The organism is Actinospica durhamensis (assembly GCF_018139695.1).
GTDB lineage: Bacteria > Actinomycetota > Actinomycetes > Streptomycetales > Catenulisporaceae > Actinospica > Actinospica durhamensis.
Genome location: NZ_JAGSOG010000033.1, coordinates 15,646 through 37,548 on the forward strand (window position 1 = coordinate 15,646; position 21,903 = coordinate 37,548).

17 protein-coding genes are annotated in these 21,903 nt (G+C 69.7%); 6 read left to right on the forward strand and 11 right to left on the reverse strand.

The annotated features are described in order from the left end of the window. The first annotated feature begins 61 nt into the window (after positions 1 to 61). The 3 genes from KDL01_RS09655 to KDL01_RS09665 all read left to right on the forward strand — a co-directional run bounded on the left by KDL01_RS09655 (position 62) and on the right by KDL01_RS09665 (position 3,760). Complete coding sequence (locus KDL01_RS09655) at positions 62 to 1,381, forward strand: hypothetical protein (protein ID WP_212528050.1); 1,320 nt, start codon at positions 62 to 64, stop codon at positions 1,379 to 1,381. A gap of 12 nt (positions 1,382 to 1,393) precedes the next feature. Further along, entirely contained in the window at positions 1,394 to 2,815 is a 1,422-nt protein-coding gene (locus KDL01_RS09660; protein WP_212528051.1) for an MFS transporter, read from the forward strand. Positions 2,816 to 2,899: 84 nt separating this feature from the next. After that, positions 2,900 to 3,760 (forward strand): SCO6745 family protein, encoded by an 861-nt coding sequence (locus KDL01_RS09665; RefSeq protein ID WP_212528052.1) that lies wholly within the window; start codon positions 2,900 to 2,902, stop codon positions 3,758 to 3,760. A gap of 76 nt (positions 3,761 to 3,836) precedes the next feature. Here the strand turns inward: KDL01_RS09665 and KDL01_RS09670 are convergent, their stop codons facing one another. Continuing rightward, positions 3,837 to 4,667 carry a MerR family transcriptional regulator gene (locus KDL01_RS09670; RefSeq protein ID WP_212528053.1) on the reverse strand — a complete coding sequence of 277 codons (831 nt, stop codon included), beginning with the start codon at positions 4,665 to 4,667 and terminating at the stop codon, positions 3,837 to 3,839. Between the two features lie 140 nt (positions 4,668 to 4,807). Continuing rightward, positions 4,808 to 5,929 carry a DUF475 domain-containing protein gene (locus tag KDL01_RS09675; protein ID WP_212528054.1) on the reverse strand — a complete coding sequence of 374 codons (1,122 nt, stop codon included), beginning with the start codon at positions 5,927 to 5,929 and terminating at the stop codon, positions 4,808 to 4,810. A 360-nt stretch (positions 5,930 to 6,289) separates the two neighbouring features. On the opposite strand from KDL01_RS09675, the gene KDL01_RS45185 reads away from it, so the two are divergent. Then, entirely contained in the window at positions 6,290 to 6,502 is a 213-nt protein-coding gene (locus KDL01_RS45185) for a YnfA family protein (protein WP_212528055.1), read from the forward strand. Here KDL01_RS45185 and KDL01_RS09685 read toward each other — a convergent pair. Next, positions 6,402 to 7,178 carry a group II truncated hemoglobin gene (locus tag KDL01_RS09685; RefSeq protein ID WP_212528056.1) on the reverse strand — a complete coding sequence of 259 codons (777 nt, stop codon included), beginning with the start codon at positions 7,176 to 7,178 and terminating at the stop codon, positions 6,402 to 6,404. The genes KDL01_RS45185 and KDL01_RS09685 overlap by 101 nt on opposite strands. A gap of 99 nt (positions 7,179 to 7,277) precedes the next feature. Here KDL01_RS09685 and KDL01_RS09690 point away from each other — a divergent pair, with 99 nt between their 5' ends. Further along, positions 7,278 to 7,943, forward strand: coding sequence for a TetR/AcrR family transcriptional regulator (locus KDL01_RS09690; protein ID WP_212528057.1), 666 nt, complete (start codon positions 7,278 to 7,280; stop codon positions 7,941 to 7,943). Positions 7,944 to 7,962: 19 nt separating this feature from the next. Here KDL01_RS09690 and KDL01_RS09695 read toward each other — a convergent pair whose 3' ends face one another. Then, complete coding sequence (locus KDL01_RS09695) at positions 7,963 to 8,361, reverse strand: hypothetical protein (protein ID WP_212528058.1); 399 nt, start codon at positions 8,359 to 8,361, stop codon at positions 7,963 to 7,965. Positions 8,362 to 8,485: 124 nt separating this feature from the next. Here KDL01_RS09695 and KDL01_RS09700 point away from each other — a divergent pair, with 124 nt between their 5' ends. Then, complete coding sequence (locus tag KDL01_RS09700) at positions 8,486 to 9,343, forward strand: MerR family transcriptional regulator (RefSeq protein WP_212528059.1); 858 nt, start codon at positions 8,486 to 8,488, stop codon at positions 9,341 to 9,343. Positions 9,344 to 9,402: 59 nt separating this feature from the next. Here KDL01_RS09700 and KDL01_RS09705 read toward each other — a convergent pair whose 3' ends face one another. The 7 genes from KDL01_RS09705 to KDL01_RS09735 all read right to left on the reverse strand — a co-directional run bounded on the left by KDL01_RS09705 (position 9,403) and on the right by KDL01_RS09735 (position 21,872). Beyond that, on the reverse strand, positions 9,403 to 10,326 hold the full coding sequence (locus tag KDL01_RS09705) for a quinone oxidoreductase family protein (protein WP_212528060.1): 924 nt from the start codon (positions 10,324 to 10,326) through the stop codon (positions 9,403 to 9,405). 273 nt (positions 10,327 to 10,599) lie between these two features. Further along, complete coding sequence (locus tag KDL01_RS09710) at positions 10,600 to 11,919, reverse strand: carbohydrate-binding protein (RefSeq protein WP_212528061.1); 1,320 nt, start codon at positions 11,917 to 11,919, stop codon at positions 10,600 to 10,602. Positions 11,920 to 12,181: 262 nt separating this feature from the next. Continuing rightward, a complete protein-coding gene (locus KDL01_RS09715) occupies positions 12,182 to 14,380 on the reverse strand; it encodes a carbohydrate-binding protein (protein WP_212528062.1) in 2,199 nt (732 codons plus the stop codon). 428 nt (positions 14,381 to 14,808) lie between these two features. Further along, the gene (locus tag KDL01_RS43230) at positions 14,809 to 18,198 is read right to left on the reverse strand and encodes a carbohydrate-binding protein (protein WP_246576204.1); all 3,390 of its coding nucleotides are present in this window, start codon (positions 18,196 to 18,198) and stop codon (positions 14,809 to 14,811) included. Positions 18,199 to 18,573: 375 nt separating this feature from the next. Then, positions 18,574 to 19,446, reverse strand: a complete 873-nt coding sequence (locus tag KDL01_RS09725) for a carbohydrate ABC transporter permease (protein WP_212528063.1) — start codon at positions 19,444 to 19,446, stop codon at positions 18,574 to 18,576. Then, on the reverse strand, positions 19,439 to 20,425 hold the full coding sequence (locus KDL01_RS09730; RefSeq protein ID WP_212528064.1) for a carbohydrate ABC transporter permease: 987 nt from the start codon (positions 20,423 to 20,425) through the stop codon (positions 19,439 to 19,441). The genes KDL01_RS09725 and KDL01_RS09730 overlap by 8 nt, the downstream gene beginning before the upstream one ends. A gap of 103 nt (positions 20,426 to 20,528) precedes the next feature. Beyond that, complete coding sequence (locus tag KDL01_RS09735) at positions 20,529 to 21,872, reverse strand: ABC transporter substrate-binding protein (protein ID WP_212528065.1); 1,344 nt, start codon at positions 21,870 to 21,872, stop codon at positions 20,529 to 20,531. Positions 21,873 to 21,903 lie beyond the last annotated feature (31 nt).

Consider the following 21,903-nt stretch of genomic DNA (forward strand, 5'->3'; position numbering starts at 1 on the left):
CCGGACGGAGCCGGCCGGCGACGGGCGGCTCCGGCCCCGAACACCAGGAGGATGGAACGGTATGAGTGCTCAGTCCGAGCTGAAGCAGGCGAACGAGCCCGTCATGACGGGCACCTATCAGAAGAGCGGCACCTTCCTGCACTCCTCCGCCGGTGCGCACGCCGAGAAGCTGATGCCCGTCCTGGAGAAGTATCCGGTGAGCCAGGAGGAGGTGGACTCGCGGCTGCCGCCCAAGCGCGTGCTGAACCCGAGCTGCTTCCACCCCGAGGAGACCCCGACCGTCGTCGAGCAGATGAACCTCGACGACGACCTCGCCGAGAACCTGGCCCGGCAGCTGCGGTGCCAGGCCGTGATCCAGGAGAGCTTCGCCGCGGCGTCGATCGGCAACTACTTCCCGCTCTCGACGATGTTCGAGAACTGCGTGCTGTTCATCCCGTCGGCCAAGCGCTTCTACGACCTCAACCAGGAGATCGTCCACAAGCACTTCCCCGAGGTGGAGACCGCGGTGGTCAACGCCTTCGTGGTCACCGCCAACAAGCGCTCCTACGGCACCCACTCCGCCAGCGGCATCGCGTTGCAGATCCCGTCCCTGGTGAAGAAGCGGCTGGGCTTCCCGACCGAGTACCGCAGCTTCCACACCGCGCTCACCCCGACGCCGCTGGACCGCCAGCCGTTCGTGATCTTCGAGGATGCCGAGGAGGAGGCCCCCAACCTCCAGTACGCGTACGAGAAGATCCTGGAGTGCGGCGTGGACAAGGAGGAGAAGGCCGCCGTCGACAAGGCCCTGTACCTCTTCCTCGAAGGCAAGCTCTCCGAGATCGACCTGCCCACCGTGCGGGACTTCATGATGGCGAAGTACTGGGAGAAGCGTTACGCCGACACTCCGTCCCCCGGCTACTACTGCGACTCGCGGGTCGGCGACGCCCTCGTGTTCGACAACTACCGGGCGCACGGCGACTGCACCCTGCCCGGCTCGCCGAACGACCGGCTGACCATCGACTTCCGCTGCTTCAACAAGGTGCACTACCCGGCCGGCATGTCCGGCGGCCTCGACTTCATCGTCGACCCGGACGAGCGCGACTACCAGATCAAGCGCAAGCGGGACTCGATCGAGTTCCTGCTCCTGACGCTGGGCTACGAGAGTATCGACGAGTTCCTGCGGCTGGTGTTCGGCGCGCGCGGCACGGACGAGATCAACCCGTTCGAGCTCATGACCGACCTGCAGTTCGGCGTCTACAACAAGTCCAGGTACCACCTGCTGGACCAGAACCTCGACGACCACTACGAGCGGGTGGAACGGCTCTACGCGCGGATCGAGCAGACCGGCGAGTACATCCTGCCGCAGAGCGCGAAGCAGCGTCTCGAGGCGCTTGCGCAGTAGAGAACAACAGCCATGACCGAGATCACCGCCACGTCCACCGACGCCCCCACCGAGGCGTCCGCCCGAGGACTGCTGGCCATCGTGCTCACCGGGGTGTTCATCGCCACCCTGGATGTGGCCATCGCCAACGTCGCCGCGCCGCGCATCGGCACCGACCTGCACGCCACCGGCGCCGACCTGCAACTCGTGGTCGCCGGCTACATGATCACCTACGCCGTCCTGATCGTCACCTGTGCGCGCCTGGGCGACCTGGCCGGCCGCAGGAACATGTTCCTCGCCGGCGTCGCGCTCTTCACGCTGGCGTCCTTGGCCTGCGGCGTGGCCTGGGCGGCCGTGCCGCTGATCGTCTTCCGGTTCGTGCAGGGCGCCGGCGCCGCGCTGATGGTGCCTCAGGTGCTCAGCCTCATCCAGCTGCATTTCAAGGACGGCGCCCGGGCCAAGGCCCTGAGTACCTACGCCGCGGTGATCGCCTGCGGCGCGATCGCCGGCCAGATCGTCGGCGGCGTCCTGGTCAACGCCGACCTCTGGGGCAGCCAGTGGCGGCCGGTGTTCCTGGTCAACGTGCCGATCGGCCTGGTACTGCTGGTCGCCGGCGCGCGGGCGCTGCCCAAGGACAACGGCCATCCGGGCCGCAGACTCGATCTGCCCGGCCTCGCCACCTTGTCCCTGGCCGTGTTCGCCCTGGTGCTGCCGTTGGTCCTCGGCCACCAGCTGGGTTGGCCGACGTGGACCTGGGTGAGCCTGGCGCTGTGCGCGGTGTTCGTGGCGCTCTTCGTCCTGGTCGAGCGTCGAGCGTCGCGCACCGGCGGCTCGCCGCTGATCCGCGGCGACCTGCTGCGCGCGCCCGGCATGCTCGTCGGCGCGTCGGGCCTGCTCGCCGCCACGGCCAACTACGCCGGGATCCTGTTCCTGATCACGCTCTACGTCCAGGAGGGCCTGGGCCACGGCGCGCTGGTCGCCGCCATGGTGTTCCTGCCCAGCGCGGTCGCGTTCGGCTTCGCCAGTCTGAGCTGGCGAAAGCTACCCGCGGCGTGGCACCGCTCGCTGGCTCCGGCAGGCCTCGGTCTCACGACCCTGGCGTTCCTCGGGCTCGCCCTCACCATGCGCGGCGGCCATATCAGCGTATGGATGGAACTGTGCATCCTGTGCTTCGGACTCGGCATGGGAACGGCGTTCAGCCCCATGTTCACGATCGCGTTCTCGAAGGTGCCCCCGATCTACGCCGCGGACGCCAGCGGCGTGCTCACCACGGTGAACCAGCTCGGCCAGGTCATCGGCGTCGCGGTCTACGGCTCGGTGTTCCTGAGCCTGTTCCACACCCCGTCCGACGCGCCGCACGCGGCCCTGGTCACCACGCTGGTGATGGCCTGCGGAAGCGTGTTCGGCTCGCTGATCTCGCTCGGCCTGCCCCGCAACACCCCGAAGGGAGCCTGACCGCGTGCGCCGGCCCGGTCGCCGGGGACGTGACCTCGCTCACATCCCGCCTGCCGGCGACCGGATCGGTGCATGCTGATTCCCATGAGCACTCACCCCGCACGGCGGCTCTGGCACAGCCTGGAGGCGCTTTACCAGCCGGCCCTGTTGGTGGACGACACCCGCGACGCCGGAGCGGCTCTCGGTCTGCGCGGATTCTGGATGGCCTTCCTCGCCTTCCGGGCGGCTCCGCTCGGCGCGGTGAGCGCCGCGACCGCGACCGCGGCGTTCGGCGGATTCGCGCCGGGCAAGGTGGCCAAGGCCATCCCGGGGGCCTGGGCGACGGCGTCCCCGGCGGACTGCGTCGCCAGCCGCAACGCGCTGGCCGGCAAGCTGCTGCGCAGCGCGGGCGTCACCGAGGAGGCCGCCGCACCCCTGGTCGAGCGGCTGGCGGCGTTGCCCGCGGCCCTCGAACCGACGGGCCGTCCGCTCGGCGCCGCCAACGCCGCCCTCCCGCTCCCGGAAGATCCGATCGCGGCGCTGTGGCAGCTCGCCGGCACGGTCCGCGAGTACCGCGGCGACGGCCATGTGGCCTCCTGGGTCGCCGCGGGCGTGAGCGGCCTGGAGTCCCACCACCTGCTCACCGCCGGCCGCGCGGCCGACGTGGCGATGATGCGCGAGATACGCGGCTGGACCGCCGAGGAGTGGTCCGCGGCGGCCGAGGCGCTGACCGCCCGCGGCCTGCTCGACGCCACCGCGGGCACCCTCACCGACACCGGCCTGCGCCTGCGCGCCCAGGTCGAGCGGCAGACCGACGAGCTCTCCTGGTCCGGCGGCATGTCCGTGCTGGGTGAAGACGGCGTCGCAGAGATCTGCGCGGCTCTCGCTCCGGTGGTGAGATCCGTCCGCGACTGCGACATGGCGCCCCTGCTCACCCTGCTCGCCCCCGACGTCGACGAGGCCTGAGCCGCCACGCCGACCTCGGTGTTCTTGGTCGGGTTCTCTGTCGGGTTCGGGTTCGGGTTCGTATTCGGGTTCGGGGTCAGCGCAGCGCCACGGCGAATTCGCCGGCCGGGGTGGTGCGCTCCCCGGCGGGGCTGAAGATCAGCAGGCTGCGCACTCCGCCGGCCGTGGGGCGCTCGTTCTCGGAGGCCCAGGCGAACAGGGCCTGGATGGCGAGTTCGGCCTCGCTCGCCCTGCCCCAGGTCCCGGGGCTGGCCTGGGCGATGAAGACCTCCTGGTGCGCGGGCTCGGTGCGCAGGGCGAGGTCGGGGAAGTCGGCGGCGAGGGCGGCGGCCTGGTCGTCGGGGACGGGCCAGCAGAACTCCACCGGCCCGTCGCTGTCCGCGCTGACCTCGCCGTGGAAGATGGTGAAAGGGGCTCCGGCGACGCCCTCGACGCGGGCGACGCCGCCTCGGGCCATGCGCGTGATGAAGAACTCCCGGCTCACCTGTATCACTTCGTCCTCGTGCACCCGGCGCACGACGCTGAGCAGGCTGCGGGCGGGAACGTCGCGGACGGCGACTTCGTACATGGCGGGCTTCTTTCCGTGAAGACGGGCAACGAGGTGGCCGACCAGTTCTCGCCGAGTGGCGTGTTCCGCCTCGGTCTCGGCCCAGTAGCCCCGGATCCGCTCGGCGGCCGACGCGGCGTCCAGCGTCAGCACGTCCCTGATCCGGGCCAGCGGCAGGTCGATCCGGCGCAGCAGGGCGACGAGGCGGGCCCGCTCGAGCTGCGCGTCCGCGTACCAGCGGTACCCGGTCGCCGGGTCGACGTGCTCGGGCACCAACAGGCCGAGTTCGTCGTAGAGGCGCAGGGCCTTGGGTGAGAGCCGGGAGAGTCGCGAGAACTCACCGATGCTGACCAGGCCCATGGACGGCTCCTTCGTTCCGGGCGGGTGCCCGGTCGGCTTCAGTCTGCGGCTTGCCCAAGGGTGAAGGTCAACAGCGCGCCGGACGGGGAAACGGGAGCGGAAACGGGAGCGGGGAGCGGGCCGGGCCGGAGTCCGGCCGCTCAGGCCGCGGGGCGATCCCCGCCGCGGCGCACGTCGCGCACCTCGGCCAACGGCCCGCCGGCCCCGCGGTCCCTGCGCTGCTGCGCGCGCCGTGCCCACAGCGAGTTCGCGACCGCGGCGATGATCACCCCGGCCCCGACGGCGGCCGTCAGCACGTCCGGCACGTCGTGCCAGACCTGGACCATCAGCAGCACCGCGAGCATCCCGATCGCGTAGTACGCGCCGTGCTCGAGATACCGGTACTCCTCCAGCGTCCCGCGCCGCACCACGAACACCGTCAAAGCCCTGATGTACGCGGCGCCGATCGCGAGCCCGATCGTGATCAGCGCGATGTCCAGGGTCACCGAGAACGCGCCCATCACCGAGTCGAACGAGAACGTCGCGTCCAGCAGCTCCAGGTACGCGAACAGGAACAGCCCGGCCCGCCCGGACACGGTGGAGCGCGGGCGCGAGGCGCCGTCCGCGTCCGCCCGCCGCGCGATGACCTGTCCGGCCCCGTCGACCAGCAGATACACCATCAGGCCGGCGACCGCGCCGGAGACCACCTTCAGCGCGTGCCCGCTCGCCACCGTGCCGGCCGCGGACAGCGCGAACCCGAGCACCACCACCTGCGCGATGCCGGGGATCCGGCCCAGGCGCCGCAGCGGGCGCTCGACCCAGCCGATCCACACCTGCTCGTGTTCCTCGAACACGAACCCCAGGAAGATCATCATCAGGAACGCGCCGCCGAACGCCGAGATCCCCGGCTGCGCCGCGAGCAGCAGATCCCGGTACCGCGCCGGATCGCGATACGCCAGATCCAGCGCGGATCCGGGCCCGAGCCGGGCACCGGCGCACACGATCGCGAGCGGCACCAGCAGCCGCATCCCGATGGCCGCCACCACGATCCCCACCGTCAGGAACATCCGCTGCCAGAACCGGTTCAACCGGGCCAGCACCGTCGCGTTCACGATCGCGTTGTCGAAGGAGACCGCGACCTCAAGCACCCCCAGCAGCGCCACGATCGCCAACCCGTGCGTTCCGCGGATCAGGAACCCCGCCACCAGGCAGCCGGCCGCCACCACGTGCGCCACCCCGAAGACCCGCAGGCCGTCACCCCGACGCACCCCGATCACCGCCATCGCAGCCTCCTGTCGTTCCGGCCCTCGTGCCGTCCGCCGCGGCCCGGGGTCGAGCCGTAGCCCGCTGCCCACGCTAGCGAATCCCATCCGATCAACGCACTATCCGAGAGCGGGGCATTGTGAGCCGGGCATCGTGAAACGGGCTTCGTGGAACGGAAGGAGCGGGCCTTGACCTTCGAGCCGGGTCGAAGCTCTACCGTCGGTGCATGGATCAGATGCGGATCTCGAGGCCGGCCGAGACGCGGAGGCGGACGGCGCCGCGATCCAGGGCGGTGTCCGCTTAACCCGGCCGGTCGAACGCGCCGGCGAACTGACGATCGGCCTGACCGAGAACGACGCGTCGAAGGAAACGGATCCCACGTGCTCATCACCCGCTCCATCGCCCTGTTCCTGCTGGCCGCCGTGTCCGAGATCGGCGGGTGCCGGCTGGTGTGGCTAGGCGTGCGCGAGCACCGCGGATGGTGGCCGGCGGTCAGGCGGCGGGCTTCGCGGCGGGCTTGTACGGCAGGGCCACGCCCCAGCCCCAGTGCGGGATCGGCGCGTCGTAGGCTTCGCGGCCGGGCTGGGAGTTGATCTCGGCGAGCCGGGTGCCCCACTCGATGTAGGACGCGAACGCGGCGCGGAAGGAGGGGTCCGCGGGCAGTCCGACCCGGTCCGCGGCGTCCATCAGGAGGTTGACCCAGCGTCGGCGTTGCGGCTCGGTGATGTGCTTGCCGAGGTGGCGGCTGACCATGTGCCGGTAGTCGCCGCGTTCGGTGCTGTAGGCGTCGGGGCCGCCGAAGACCTCGCCGAGCCAGAGGGCGACGAAGTGCGGGTGGTGCTCGTCCATGCCCTTGAACAGCGGGTAGAGCAGGTCGTCCTTGAGTACCTCGCCGTAGAAGGACTCGGTGAGTCGCTCGAGCGCTTCGGCGCCGCCGAGCCAGTCGTAGAGGCTCGGGACCGATCCGCCCTGGCCCGACACGGTGGTCGGGGTGTAGTGGCGCATCTCTTCGATGTTCGGGAGGTACGGCTTGATCGCGTCGAGGAACGGCGGGAAGTGCGCGCCGGTGCGGAAGCCCTCGAGGTGCTCGGCCGTGGAGGTCCAGGTGATGCGCAGGATGTAGGAGTCGGAGTCCTCCTCGCAGCGGGAGAGTTCGTAGTCCACACACTCCGGCGCCATGGCCAGCTGTACGGCGGCGCGCGCGTAGTCGAGTTCGAACTTCTCGGCGGTATCGGCGGGGATGCGGTAGCGGATGTATTCGACGGTCATGAGATGCCCTTCGCGTGCACATCAGCGTGCGGGTCCCGGAAGCCCGGCGGCCAATTCCAATACACTACAGTATTGCATTGTTCCGCGTATGATGGCGGGATGCCCCGACCTGGACCCCGAACCGGACCCGGACCTGGATCCGGACCCCGATCTGAACCTCGGCTCCCCGAGACCGGGCCGGCCGCGGGCCGCCCGGGCCGGAGCCGCGACGCCGCGATCGACGAGCGGATCCTGGCCGCCGCGCGGCGTCAGCTGTCGGTGCTCGGCTACGAGGGGATGTCGATCGCGGCCGTGGCCCAGGAGGCCGGGACCACGCGGCAGGCGCTCTACCGGCGGTGGGCGGACAAGGCGGAACTGGCCTGCGACGCGGTGGCGGCGATCGGCGAGGAGCCCGGCGCGTCGGCGGCGGCGCAGGACCCGTTCGCCGCGCTGGTCGCGGAACTGGCCGACTTCCAGCGCGGCGTCTCCGGGCCCGGGCGACTGTCCCTCGTCGGCACGATGCTGCAGGAGACCACTGATCCCGTGGTCCTCGAGCGCTACCGCGCCAGGGTGATCCGCCCGCGCCGCCAGCGGCTCGCCGCCGTCCTCAAAGCCGCGCAGCAGCTCGGCATGATCGACCCGGACGCGGATCTGACCGTCGCCGTGACCATGTGCACCGGCAACTGGTACGGCCGGGCCCTCGCCGGCGACCCGGTACCCGCGGACTGGCCGCGGCGCACGGCCGCGCTGGTATGGCGTGCCCTGGGCGGACAAGCGCGGCCGTGACGACGGGTCGCCGCCGTCGTCACGCGGCGGCGAGAGGCTGCACGGTCAGGTGGTAGTCCTCGCGGATCAGACCGTGCTCGTCCAGGACGAGGAACACGCGTGCGGCCCAGGCGACCTGCCCGGTCTCAGCACCCTGCCGGTGGATCAGCTGGATGGTGAACATGGTGACGTCGTCGTGCTCGGCCACGTCGTCCGCGGCCGTCACATGGAAGGTGCCGCTCGCCACGAACGCGTCGTGGGCCTCGGTGATCCTGGCGTCGAGCGCGGCGTGTCCGGTGAAGCGCGTACCCTCGACGAACTCGACACCGTCGCTCGCCCAGAGCTCTGCGATGGCGGCCCGACGCGCCCGGGGCTCCGGCTCGCTCCACACGGCCAGGTAGCGGGAGACGATCTCGTGGGTCTTCGGCTGGATGTTCATGGTTTCGCATCCCTTCGCCGGCCGGGGTGGCCGTCGCGAGAACACTCGCCGCTGCCACGGGGGGAGGGTCAAGCCGGAATCGACGCAGGACTCTCCCACGGGGGGAGGGCGCACAATGGGCGCCATGGTCACCTACCTCTCCATCGGCGACTTCTCCCGCGCCACCCACATGACCGTCAAGATGCTGCGCCACTACCACCAGATCGGCCTGCTCGAGCCCGCCGACGTCGATCCGCACACCGGCTACCGGCGCTACACCGCCGCGCAACTGCCCACCGCCCAGGTCATCCGGCGTTTCCGTGAGCTGGACATGCCGCTGGAGGAGATCCAGGGCGTGCTCAGCGCCGGCGACCTGGCGACCCGCAACCAGCGCATCGCCTCCCATCTGCGCCGCCTCGAGGAGGAACTCGGCCGCACCCGACGCGCCGTCGCCTCCCTGCGCGACCTGCTCGCCCCCGGCCCGTCCGACGCCCCCGGCGGCATCGCGCTGCGCAGCGTTCCTGCCGTCCCCGCGGCCGCGATCAGCGAGGTCGTCGACGCGCAGGACTCGGTCGACTGGCTGCAGGGCGCCCTCGGCGAGCTCTACGCCACGCTGGCCGCGCAGAACGCCGCCGCCGACGGGCCCTGCGGCGGGATCTTCGAGGACGCCGTGTTCACCCACCACCGCGGCCGGGCCACCGTCTTCGTTCCCTGCTCCGCCCCGTTCCGGCCGCTGGGCCGGGTGACCGCGGTGCGGATACCGGCCACCGAACTCGCGGTCATCACCCACGCCGGCCCGCCCGCCGAAGTGGACCGCGCCTACGCCGCCCTGGCGGCCTACGTCTCCCAGCACGCCCTGGCCGTCGCGGGCCCGATCCGCGAGTACTACCTCGCCGGCCCGCGCGACACCCCCGACACCGCCCGGTGGCGCACCGAGATCGGCTGGCCCGTGTTCCAGACCACCGCGGCCGCGCAAGCCGCCGACGATGCCGGCGGATCCTGATGCCGCCCGACATCGCCCGGCTGCGCGCCACGGTCTGACCCGCGCGAACGGCCTCGGCCCTACGGGACCAGGACGACCTTGCCGAGATTGCTGCGGGACTCGATGATCTCGTGAGCCTGCGCCGCCTGCGCGAGCGGGATGCGCGCGTGGATCCGGGGGCTGAGCTTCCCGTCCCGGTAAAGCGTCCACAGCTCCTCACGCCAGCGCGCGTAGAGCTCGGGCTTGCCACGGGCGATCGCCGCCATCTGGAAGCCGATAGCCGAAGCGCTGCGTGCCAGCAGTTCGTACGCGTCGATCACGCCCCCGCCCGAGCTGAAGGCGACCAACCGTCCGCCCGGTGCCAGCGCGCGAACCGCGGGGCCGAGCAGGTCGCCGCCCACACCGTCGAGAACCACGTCCACCGGCTCGCCCCAGGACGCGTCCGGGTAGAGCACCACCTCGTCCGCACCGGACTTCCGGACGAAATCGGCCTTCTCCGCACTGCTGACCGCCGCGACCACCCGGGAGGCGCCGTGCGCCTTGGCGTACTGGACCGCCAAGGATCCGACGGCACTGGCCGCAGCGGTGACCAGCACCGCATCGCCGGGCCTCGGCGCGGCGGCTTCGAAGGCCCCGCGTGCGACGAGGCCGCTGCGTACCAGGGCCACCGCCAGGACGGCATCGGCCCCGTCCGGGACGTGCGAGGCCATGGCCTGGTGGACCACGGCCATGTCCGCGTAGCCGTAGGAGAAGCAGAGTCCGGTGACGAGATCGCCCAGGGCGAAGCCCGAGACGCCCTCGCCCACGGCGGCCACCGTTCCGGCCACCTCGCCGCCGAGCGGCGTCGGCGCGTTCCCCTCGCGTACCTTGCGGACCGCGGGCAAGGTGACCCCGATCGCCTCGTTGCGCACCAGCAGCTCGCCCGGACCCGGCTCGGGAGCGGGTACCTCCTCGACGAACAGGACCTCGGGGCCGCCGTTGACCTCGTACCGCACACGACGCATACGCACCTCCGTACTTCTGGGCCCTTTCAGGCCAGAACGTTGAGTTATCCGACGGGTGTGTCAGCGTAGTGGGAAGCGACGGGGCGAGTCCAACGAGATCCACTGCCGTGAAGCCGCCGGTCAGGGGCCGGCAGATCTGCGTTTCACCGTCGGCCGGGGTGGCCGTTCGCCCGGCGGGCATGAGGAAGCGGGCCGCGCACGGTGTGTGTGCGCGGCCCGCTCAGGGTTCTACGTCAGGGCTCAAGGTCCAACATCAGAGCCCGGGGTCCTCCATCAGAGCCCGAGGTCGCTCAGGAACTGGTTGGTGTACTGCAGCGGCGAGCTGCTGGAGATGGAGTTGCAGGTGGCGGACGCGTACGTGTCCGAGCAGGGCGTGTCCCGGTCGAAGGACCAGAAGTGCAGCCCGGCCAGGCCGTTGTTCTTCGCGTACGACGTCAAGGTGTTCACGTCCGCGATGGTGAAGGTCTCGGCGGTGTTGTCGTTCATGCCGATCATCGGCGTGACGGCGATCTTGCTCGCCGGGATGCCGTAGGTGTGCTCGAGGTTCGTCACCGCCTGGATCGAGGACTGCGCCATCTCGCAGCTGCCGGAGACGACGACGCAGACACTGCTGGAGGCGCTGCCGAAGTCCATGGTCATCAGGTTGATGACGTACTTGCTCAGGCCGGAGCCGAGCACGGACTGGACGACCTCGTTGCCGAGCGAGTTCACGCCGCCGTAGCTGCCGTCGGAGGCACCCAGCGTGGCGATGGTGAAGGAGAACTGCAGGTTCGGGTACTGCGCCTGCGCTCCGGCCGCGGCGGCGACCAGGCTCGAGATGTCCGACTGGCTCTGGCCGCCTTCGATGTCGAAGTCGATGCCGACCAGGTGCGGGCTGGCGTAGCGGGCGATGAAGGACTCCATGCCGGCCGTCGAGGTGCAGGTGAAGGTTCCGGCCTCACCGCCGGTCGACACGACGTAGTTCAGGCCGGCCGCCTGGAGCTGGGGTACGTTCTCCGCGGCGAAGCTGGCGCCCGCGACGCCGCCCCAGTTCTCGCTGCCGCAGGCGCCGGTGGCGAACGCGAGCGTGAGCGCGGGCAGCTTCGACACGTACTGCGACACCACGCTGCCGGAACCGACCACCGGCAGCGCCGAGCCCTCGACGGCCGACTGCATCTGGTCGGTGTTCCAGTTCATGTTGATCGTGACGTCTTTGTACGGGCTGAAGAGCAGGCCGCTGGCCGAACCCGTTCCGGTGCCGCCGGTGCTGCCGCCGGTGGGGGTGGGGGTGGGGCTGGAACTGCTGCCACCGCCGCTTGAGCCGCCGGTACACGAGCCGTTGGAGGTCCACGGCTGTCCGGAACCGCTTCCGCCGTTGTTGGTGGCCGGGTCGTTGCCCTGGGTCCACCAGTTGGCGGTGTAGTTGATGCCGTTCTCACTGGCCTGCATGCCGGCGGTGTAGACGGCGCTGGAACTCCACGCCGCGGCGCACGTGCTTGCCGCCTGTGCGGCGGGCGCCGCGGCGACGACCGCGATGACCGTCCCGCCGCCGACCAGCCCGGCCGCCGAGCCGGCCAAGAGTGCTGTGTGCAGAATCCTTCTTGCGACGCGCATGAACCCTCCAAGGGGGGAGAGAAGCTGTGGGATGTGCGCACCTCGCCGTGCCGGTGGGGCGACACGGTGAGCTTTTTGTACGTGCGGCGAGCGGATTGGTCAAGACCAATTGGCAGATTGGTACAGACCAATCGGTAAACGCGGCGGACGGAACGGTGCAAATCCCCATACCGGGGACGGGAAACCCGGCGCGTGCGGACTTGCGATCCGCCCGCCCCGGAGACCGCTTCGGCCTCGGGGCGGGCGGATCGCGCCGCACCGCCTACGAGATAGTCAGGTAATTGATGTTCCAGCCGCCGTTGTCCTGATCGAGCGTCAGAGTCTGCGTGCCGGCCGGGAGGGTGACGGTGGCGGTGACGGTCGTCCAGGTCTGCCATCCGCCGGTGGCGGCGATGTTCACGCTGCCGCTGAGGTTCGTGCCGGAGGCGTTGGACAGGTGGAACGCGTCGGTGACCGCCGAGGGCGCCGCGACGCGGAAGCCGACCGTGTGCGTTCCGGCGGTGGCGACGTTGACGGTGTATTTGAACCACTGTCCGGTCGCGGTCCAGCCGAGGTCGTAGCCGCCTCCGGTGTCCGTCGTCGTCTCCAGGTCCACGCCGTCGGATCGGTAGCTGTTGCCGGAGCCGTTGACGGAGGTGACGTTGTACGCCACGCCCTGCCCGCCCGTGTCGTAGTTCTCCGCCTGCACCGTGCCGGGCACCGCGGCCGCGGTCCCGCCGTACGGGCCTTCCGAGGACACGAAGGTCACATAGTTGATATTCCAGCCGCCGTTGTCCTGGTTGAGGGTGAGGGTCTGCGTGCCGGCCGGGAGGGTGACGGTGGCGGTGACGGTCGTCCAGGTCTGCCATCCGCCGGTGGCGGCGATGTTCACGCTGCCGCTGAGGTTCGTGCCCGAGGCGTTGGACAGGTGGAACGCGTCGGTGACCGCCGAGAGCGCAGCCACCCGGAAGCTGAGCTGGTAGGAGCCGGCGGTGGCGACGTTGACGGTGTATTTGAACCACTGTCCGGTCGCGGTCCAGCCGAGGTCGTAGCCGCCTCCGGTGTCCGTCGTCGCCTCGAGATCCACGCCGTCGGATCGGTAGCTGTTGCCGGAGCCGTTGACGGAGATGACGTTGTAGGCCACGCCCTGCCCGCCCGTGTCGTAGTTCTCCGCCTGCACCGTGCCGGGCACCGCGGCCGCGGTGCCGCCGTACGGACCCTCGGCGCTGAGCACCGGTGCGGTCGGGCGCACGTTGGTCAGCGCGATCTGGCCCTTGAGCATCCGGCCGCCGTCGTTGGTCAGGCGCAGGTAGTAGTCGGCGGAGCAGGCGGTGCCGTCCTGATCGAGGGACTGCAGGCCGGAGTTGGTGGGCACGCCCGCCTGGGTGGCGGCGGTGTTGAGGATCTGGTTGCCCTCGCCGTACTCGTCGAACATGGAGATGTAGATCCCCTGCGCTCCGACGCGCACCATGTTGTAGAACTGCTCCCACATGAAGTCGCCGTGGGCGCGCTGGTTCGCGGAGAGGTCGCCGGGCAGGACGCAGGGCTGGTAGTCGATGCCGTTGGAGTTGCAGTAGGCCTGGTCGCCGACGTTGACGTTGGTGTAGAAGCTGTCCGAGTCGGCGGCGGTGCCGATGCGCCCGACCATCCAGGGCGAGATCATGTTGAAGGCCGAGTAGGTGCTGAGGTACCCCGCCCGCGAGTCGCTCACGCCGGTGCGCCAGTAGGTCGGCACCCCGCCCATGACGTAGCAGCCCTGGCTCTGGAACCACTGGATCACCGAAAGGCACGCGGAGGCGGACCAGGGGTGGTTGGTGTCGTTGAACCCGAAGCCCCAGATCCCGACGACCGGCTTGCCGTTCTGGTGCGCGTAGGCCGAGGACGAGGTGTACTGCGCCATGTTGGCGGTCCAGTCGGCCGGCATCTCGGTCTGCATGTTCGTCCAGCTGCTGGCGTCGTACATGATGTAGAACTTCCGGCCGTACGCCTGCGCGGCGGTGTTGACCATGCCGGTGACCTCGTTGCGCGACGGGCCCTCCGAGCCGTTCGGGTCGAAGCGCTGCAGCGCCGCGGTGTCACAGCCGTTCGCCTGCATCAGGCTGAAATGGGTGTTGACCACCTGCTGGTCGACCGAGGAGAACAGGGTGGCCGGCTGGCCGTTGCCGAGGTTGGCGTACCCCGTCTGGTAGCCCTTGGCGTAGCCGGTCATGTCCGGCCAGGCCTTGATGTTGTTGTTGCTCGGCGAGGGCGCCTGCGCCTCGTTGTTGCTCCAGTGCCACCAGGCGTCGATCGGCGCCCCGTCGCCGATGCAGGCGAACCAGCCCTGGTAGCCGACGGTGATCTTGCCGACGACGTCGCCCGCCGCGCTGGCCGCGGGCGAGGCGGCGTAGGCCGTGGCCGCGTCGGCGAGCTCCGCGACGGCGGCCCCGGCCATCGGGATCGCGGCCGTCGAGATCAGCAGCTTCCTGCGCGTGATACCCATGATCGCATTCCTTTCTCCAAGCGAACCGCCGAGTGCAACTCGCCGGCATGGACGGCTGGAATTCGCAACGGAGCGTCGGGTGGGTGTTCCGTCGTGCTTGCGCAGGAGTGGGCCGGGCCCTGGTAATGGAGATCCGCTCGCGCAAGCCTGAGCGTATTGATTCAGGGCCCTGTCGCGCTGTGGGTCGCGCCGGGCCGCACGATGTACGTTGCAGATTGGCCTAAACCAATTCGCGCGTCAAGGGTCGGCTGCATTCGTCATACGTGCAGTTGGAAGGCGCGTAGACGGCCGGGCGCCTGTTTTCGGGCAGCCTGAATCGAACCCTTGATAATAAGCCTACTGAAACGTTATCGCGCGCCGAATCGGTAGGCGGGTGCGGGATGCACGAAAGTGTTTCGCGCACCCCGCGCCCGGCTCACTCGTCGGGATTACTGGACGAGTTGGAAGGACTGTGCGGCCGTGCCGTTGCACGTGTACTGCTGCAGCTGCACTCCACTGGCGGTGGAGGCGCTGGGCGTGTCGATGCACAATCCCGAGTTGTCGGCGGTGAAGGTGTAGTAGCCGCCGGTCTGCGGATTGGCGGCGAACAGGGCGTTGGTGTTGCCGGTGCCGCCGTAGTTCCAGGTCTGGAGCAGGTCGCCGCTGGCGGTGGCCCCCACTCCGCCGGTGATGTTCCAGCTCTCACCCTCGGACTGGGAGTTCTCGTTGACCACCTCGTAGTAGCCGCTCACCGAGGTCGGTGCGAACTGCCACCGCTGGCTGGTCGCGCCGGTGCAGGCCAGTTGCTCCACGGCGGTGCTGTTGGCGGTGGACCCGCCGGCGGCGCTGGCGCACAGGCCCGAGTTCTGGTTGACGACCTCGTACCAGGCCGAGGTGTTGATCCCGCCACTGCCGGAGGAGGCGAAGGTCAGATAGTTAAGATTCCATCCGCCGTTGTCCTGATCCACCGTCAGCGTCTGCGTTCCCGCGGGCAGGGTGACCGTGGCGTTCACCGTGGTCCAGGTCTGCCAGCCGCCGGTGGAGGCGATGTTGACGTCGCCGCTCAGGTTGGTGCCGGAACTGTTGGCGATGTGCAGGGCATCGGTGACCGCGTTCGGTGCCGCCACCCGCAGGGCGACGGTGTACGTGCCGGCGGTGGCCACGTTGACGGTGTACTTGGTCCACTGTCCGGTCGCGGTCCAGCCGAGGTCGTAGCCGCCGCCCGTGTCCGAGGTGGTCTCCAGGTCCACCCCGTCGGAGCGGTAGCCGGTGCCCGTGCCGTTGACCGAGCTGAAGTCGTACGCCACGCCCTGCCCGCCCGTGTCGTAGTTCTCGGCCTGGACGGTGCCCGGAATCGCGGCCGCGGTCCCGCCGTACGGGGCCTCCGAACTGCCGCCGCTGCCGGCGATGCCGATCTGCACCACGCCGCCGAGCGACTTGTACGCCGTGGCCTGAGTCCCGGTGAGCTGGGCGAACGCCAGGGACGTGGTGAGCGAGGAGGTCTGCTCGACCAGGTAGGACGAGCCCGCGGTCACCGGCACGCTCAGCGTCGCGGCGGTGGTCGGCGACACGACGACCGCGCCGCTGGAACCGTTGACCACCTCCACCTGCTGCCCGGACCAGGGATTGCGCACGCTCATGGTCTGGGTGGTCCCGGCCTGGATGGCGACCGTGGTGATGGTGCCGCTCTCGACCTGGACGTCCACCTTCGAGCCGCCCTGGATGAAGACGGTGCCCGAGCCGTCCCAGCCCGAGGGCCAGGCCGGTGCGATGCGCAGGGTGCCGTCGTAGTCCGTGGCGAGCGCCTCGTCGACGGTCGTGGCGACGTTCGCGGCCTGCTCGATGTAGGGCTCGTCGGTGCTCGGCGGGGCGAATGCGCCCATGCCGTCGATGTAGAGCTGGTAGTGCTCGGTGGTCGCGGTCAGGTCGGCGGCCACCTGGCTGGACATGTCGAGCCGCGCGGCGTCCACGGCGTCGAAGTTCCAGTCCGCCGACGTGGTGCCGTTGGGACGGCTGTTGTAGGTGCGGTCGGCCAGGGCGGTCAGGTTGTCGCCGTTGACGGTGGTGTTGTCACCGATCACGCCCCACGGCCAGACCGGCTCGAGGCCGATGTTCTCGCTGTTGCGGAGCGTGGCGGACGGCTGATACGAGTCCGCGATCACGTCGGTGCCCGCCGCGTCGAGGGAAGCCACCGCGGAGGCCGAGGTCGGCTGCGCGTTGAGCAGCGTGGACAGGCTCGACTGGCTCGCCCGCGCGTACGGCTCGATCTCGGTCTCGGCGGTCTTGAGCCGGGACACGAGCGACGCGTCGGTGTTGAGCAGGGTCGCGGCCTGGACCACGGCCGGGAACAGGGCCTGGTCGGCGACGAGGTCGGTGGTCGGGTCGGTGACCGCCCACTGGGTCTCGTGCGCGTTCGCGGTGGCGTGCAGGTATCCGTCGGAGCCGAGGTTCTGGTAGTTGAGCAGGAAGGTCGCGGTCTGCTCGAGGATCGGGTAGTAGGTCTGCAGGAAGCTGGTGCTTCCGGTGTCCTGGTACTGCTGCCAGATCCACATCGCGAGTTCGGCGCCGCTGGTGACGTTCTCCGCGTTGTAAGACGGGCTGGACGCGGTCGCGCACGAGGCGTTCGAGGAGTTGCCGCCGCCGTTGTAGTAACCGTTCCCGTTGAAGCGCATGGTCTCCGGGATACAGGCGCCGGCCAGTCCGCCCATCTGCGCGCTGGTCCAGGATTCGATCGCGGGCAGGTCATTGAGATACATGGTGAAGATCGGGAGGTTGAGCGCGTAGTTCCCCGAGCTGAGGTTCGCCGCGATCTGGCCGCGCAGGTTCCACAGCCAGTACCCGGCCGGGTACCAGTCCTGCTGGTCCTCGTCGTAGGCGAACATGTCGTCCACGCCCGCCTGGCTGCCCGGGTAGGCGCCGGACTTCATGGTGGCGGCCTCCTCGTACAGATACAGGGTGCGCAGATTCTCCATGTACTGCGCGGTGCCGTCCGAGGAGTTCATCTCGATCAGGCCGCTGCCGGCCCAGTAGCCGTTCCACCACGAGGACTGCGTCGCCAGCAGGGAGGAGGCCGCGGTCGTGGTGTCGCTGCCGATCAAGCCGGTGGCAGTGCTCTGCGCATTGCCGCCGGTCCAGGTGGGCGCGGCGATCACGACGCGGAACGAGCCGTCCGCGTTCGGCGTGAAGGCCACCTGCACCTCCTCGGAGTTGACCACCGACGCGGTCACGTTCGACCCGCCCGCGGTGATCGCGGCCATCGCGCCGAAGGTCTGTCCCGAGTTGCCGGTCTGGCTGTTGTCCACCCAGGTCTGCGCAAGGCTGCCGACGGCCCCGGACGCGGCTGTCGTGGGCGTGCGGCCGCTCCACAGGTTCAGCGTCGCGGTCTGCTGCGTGCTCGGATTTGCACCGGTGACGTTGACGATCAGCTCGTCCTTGCCCTCGGGAACCCAGGCCTGCATGGTCATCCCGCCGCCGGACTCGTCGAGCACGCCGTTGTACAGGTCGAGGCTGCCGGTGAAGTTCGAGGCCGAGGTCATCGCGGCCAGGCCGGGGATCTGCACCTGCCCGGGGGAGAGCCGGTAGGGCATGGTGTCACTGCGGTTGAGCTGCGCGGTGAAGCCGTTCGCGGCCCATGCCGCCACCCCGAGCGAGCCGTTGCCCAGGGGCATCGACTGCGTATCGGAGGTGTTGGGCTTGCCGAGGAACACATCGGAGCGGGAGACGATCCCGCCCACGTTCTCAGAGAAGGCGCCGTTCTGCCACGCGGTGGTCGAGGTCGCGGCGGAGGCGGTGGGCGCGAGGGCGCCCGTGGCGGTGAGCAGCGAGGCCGTCAAGGCCAAGGCGGCGGTCGCCGCGAGGGGGCGGAGGGGACGTGGAGCACGCAAGGATCGGTCCTCCGAAACAGGTGTGGATGGGGACGTTGTCTCCGGTGGGCACGGAAAGGCGAGTCCAGTGGGGGTGCCGCGGACACGTGTGGGTTCGGATCAGATGCGGCAAACGCTTGATGCGGCCCTGGCGCTCGTGGCTGCTCAGGGCCTCGTCGCTGTACTCGCAGAGTGGAGAGCGCTCTCCAGCCCGTTAGGCTAGCTCTCCGCAGGACCCTTCCGCTAGGGGTCGGCTACGAGGTCTGAGATTCCGGTCACGGTGGGTGCATGCGTGCGGGGCCCCCACGGCGTCGATCACCGTGAGGGCCCCGGGTGCTTTTCGACGGGTCGCTACTTGACTGATCCGGCGGTCAGTCCGGCGACGAGGTAGCGCTGGAGCAGCAGGAATCCGACGACCACGGGGATGCTCACGACGAGTGAGGCGGCCATGATCTGGTTCCAGTACACGTCGTTCTCGGAGGCGTAGTCGCGTAGGCCGACGGCGAGTGTGCGGCTGGTGTCGTCGGTCATGACCGAGGCGAAGAGCACCTCGCCCCACGCGGTCATGAAGCAGTACACGGCGACGGTGATGATGCCGGGCCGGGCGGCCGGGACCACGATCCGCAGGAGGGTGCTGAGCGGGCCGCTGCCGTCGACCGCGGCGGCCTCGTCGAGTTCGCGGGGGATGGAGTCGAGGTACCCGACGAGCAGCCAGACCGAGAACGGCAGGGTGAAGGTGAGGTAGGTGATGATCAGCCCGAGGCGGGTGGTGGACAGCTCGATGCCGGTGGCGTTGCCGATGTTGACGAAGATCAGGAACAGCGGGAGCAGGAACAGGATGCCCGGGAACATCTGCGTCGAGAGCACCGTGATCCGGAACAGCTGCCGGCCGGGGAAGCGGTAGCGGCTGACCGCGTAGGCGGCGAACACGGCGATGACGACGGAGATCGCGGTCGCGCTGCTCGCGACGATGGCGCTGTTGGCGAAGTAGTGCGCCAGCGGCACCGTGCTCCACATGTCGACGTACGGGCTGAGGGTGACCCGGGACGGGATCCACCGGAACGAGGACTCCACGTCCACCAGCGGTTTGATCGAACTGGTGATCATCACGTAGAGCGGGAGCGTGGTGAACGCGACGAGCACGGTCAGACAGATCCGGCGGGTCCACAGGAACGATTTCGGGGGAGCCGTGGGGCGTCGGCGCACGGCGGGACGGTCAGGCATCGGCACTCCTCGCGCGGCGGGTGGCCACCAGATACCCGGCGGTGACGATGAGCAGGAACAGCAGCAGGAGCACCGACATCGCCGAGCCGGAGCCGAAGTTCCAGGTCTGGAAGGAGGTGTCGTAGATCTGCAGTGAGAGCAGGTCGGCCTGCTGCGGCGGGACGTTGCCGAAGAGTACGAACGGGGTGGAGAAGTCGTTGAAGTTCCACAGGAACAGCACCAGGACCAGCACCTGGTTGACCGGCCGCAGCGAGGGCATGGTGATCTTGCGGATGCCCTGCCACACCCCGGCGCCGTCCACCGCGGCGGCCTCGTACAGGTCGGTGGGGATGGACTGCATCCCGGCGGTGACCACCAGGAACGCGAACGGCCAGGTCCGCCAGACCGCGGTGATCACCAGCGCGGCGAAGCTGTTGCCGCCGATCAGCCAGAACGGCACGTGCGAGGTCAGGTGCAGGTCCCGCACGATGATCTGGTTCACCGCGCCGTGGTCGCGCTGGAACATGAACTCCCAGGTGATCGTGGCGGTGTAGGCGGGCAGCGCGTACGGGATGAGGAAGTAGGTGCGCAGCGTGCCCCGGCCGCGGAACGGGTTCTGCATCAGCACCGAGGCCCCGGTGCCGAGGAACCAGGAGATCGCGACCACCAGCACGGTGTAGCCGAGCGTGACGTAGAACGAGTGCAGCAGCTGCTGCCCGATCGCGGAGTTGAACTTCAGGGCCAGCCGGTAGTTGGCCAGTCCCGCGTCCGGGGCGGAGGACCAGTTGCGGATGAAGAAGACGGTGAGCTGCTTGAAGCTGATCCAGATCCCGACCAGCATCGGGACGATGTGCACGAGCAGTTCGAAGCAGACGGCGGGCGCGAGCAGCAGATAGGGCAGGGCCTTGTGCCGGGCCCGCGACCAGGTCAGCGGTTTGCGGCGGGCGCGTGCCGCGGGCGGCGGGCTGGGCGGACGGTCGGTTTCGGCGGCAAGGGCCATCGTGCGGGATTCCTTCCGGGCTGCGGACGGCGGGGGATGCGCGGCGAGGTGCCGCCGTGCCCTGGGGTCAGGGCACGACGGCACCTCTGAGGGGCGCGAGAGGTCAGCCGCCGGCCGCCATCTGCTGCTGGGCGCTGTTGAGGGTGGACTGGATGAGCGAGTCGGTGATCGCGGTGCCGCTGGCCGCGTCCGCGTACAGGGTCTTGAGCGCCGCGCCGATCACGGTCTCGAACTGGCTCTCCTGGGCGATCTCCGGCATCGCGGTGGCGGAGCTGGCCAGCACGTTCTGGAACACCTTGTCGTCCGCGGTCTGGAAGGCAGGGTCGGTGTAGGCGTCGGTGACCGAGGGCAGCGAGCCGTAGGTCTTGTTCAGCGAGATCTCGGTCTGCTGGCTGGTCATGAACTTCACGAAGGCGAGCGCCGCGGCCTCGTGCTTGGTGTTGGCGAACACGGACAGGTTGATGCCGCCGACCATGGAGTCGATGTGCTGGGCGCCGGCCGGCGCGGTGGCCGGGAACGGCAGCGGCGCGACCCCGTAGGCCGAGGACTGCATGCCGTACTTCGCCAGGTTGGCTCCGGCGGGCTGCCACATCAGCATCGCGGCCTTGCCGCTGGCGAACTCCTGCAGCGCCTCGGTGCCGTTGGAGTTCTCCGCGTCGCTCGGGTTGGTGATCTTGTCGGTGCCCATGAAGCCGACCAGTTCCTTGATCGCGGCGACGTTCGCGGGCGTGGTGAAGGTCGGGTTGCCCGAGGAGTCGAACCAGGAGCCGCCCTGCTGCTCGCTGAAGACGAACGCGGCGTGCGCGTTCTCGGGGGTCTGCGCGGCCTCGAGGGTCAGGCCCCACTGGCTGCCGTGGGTGAGCTTCTGCCCGTCGGCGATCAGCTGCTCCCAGGTGGTGGGCGCGCTGGTGATGCCGGCGGCGGCGAACTCGACCTTGTTGTAGTAGAGGCCGTACGCGGTGGAGTAGATCGGCACGCCCACCGGGGGCTTGCCGGCCGCGCCGGTGGCGGCCAGGGCGCCGGGCAGGAAGCGGCCGGTGTCACCGATCTGGCTCATGATCTGCGAGGTGATCGGCAGGAAGGCGCCGGTGGCCTGGAGCGAGGCGGACCAGGTGTTGCCGATGTTGACCACGTCGGGGCCCTGCCCGGAGGCGGTGGCCGCGAGGATCCGGTTGAGCAGGTCGTTCCAGCCGATGACCTGCAGGTCGACCTTCACCCCGGTCTGCTTGGTGAAGGCGTTGAGCTCGGGTGTGAGGACTTGGACATCGTCGGCGATGGAGCTGCCCTGGTCGCTGGCCCAGTAGGTGATGGTCTGTCCGCTGATCGAGCCGGTGGGCGAGGAACTCCCGCCCCCGCCGCTGCTGCTGGAGCAGGAGGACAGGGCCAGGGCCGCGGCGATGACGGCGGCGAGCGCGGCGAAGCGATGGTGACGCGCGGTTTTGTGCATGGGACACCCTTCTTCAGGCGTCCGCCGCGAG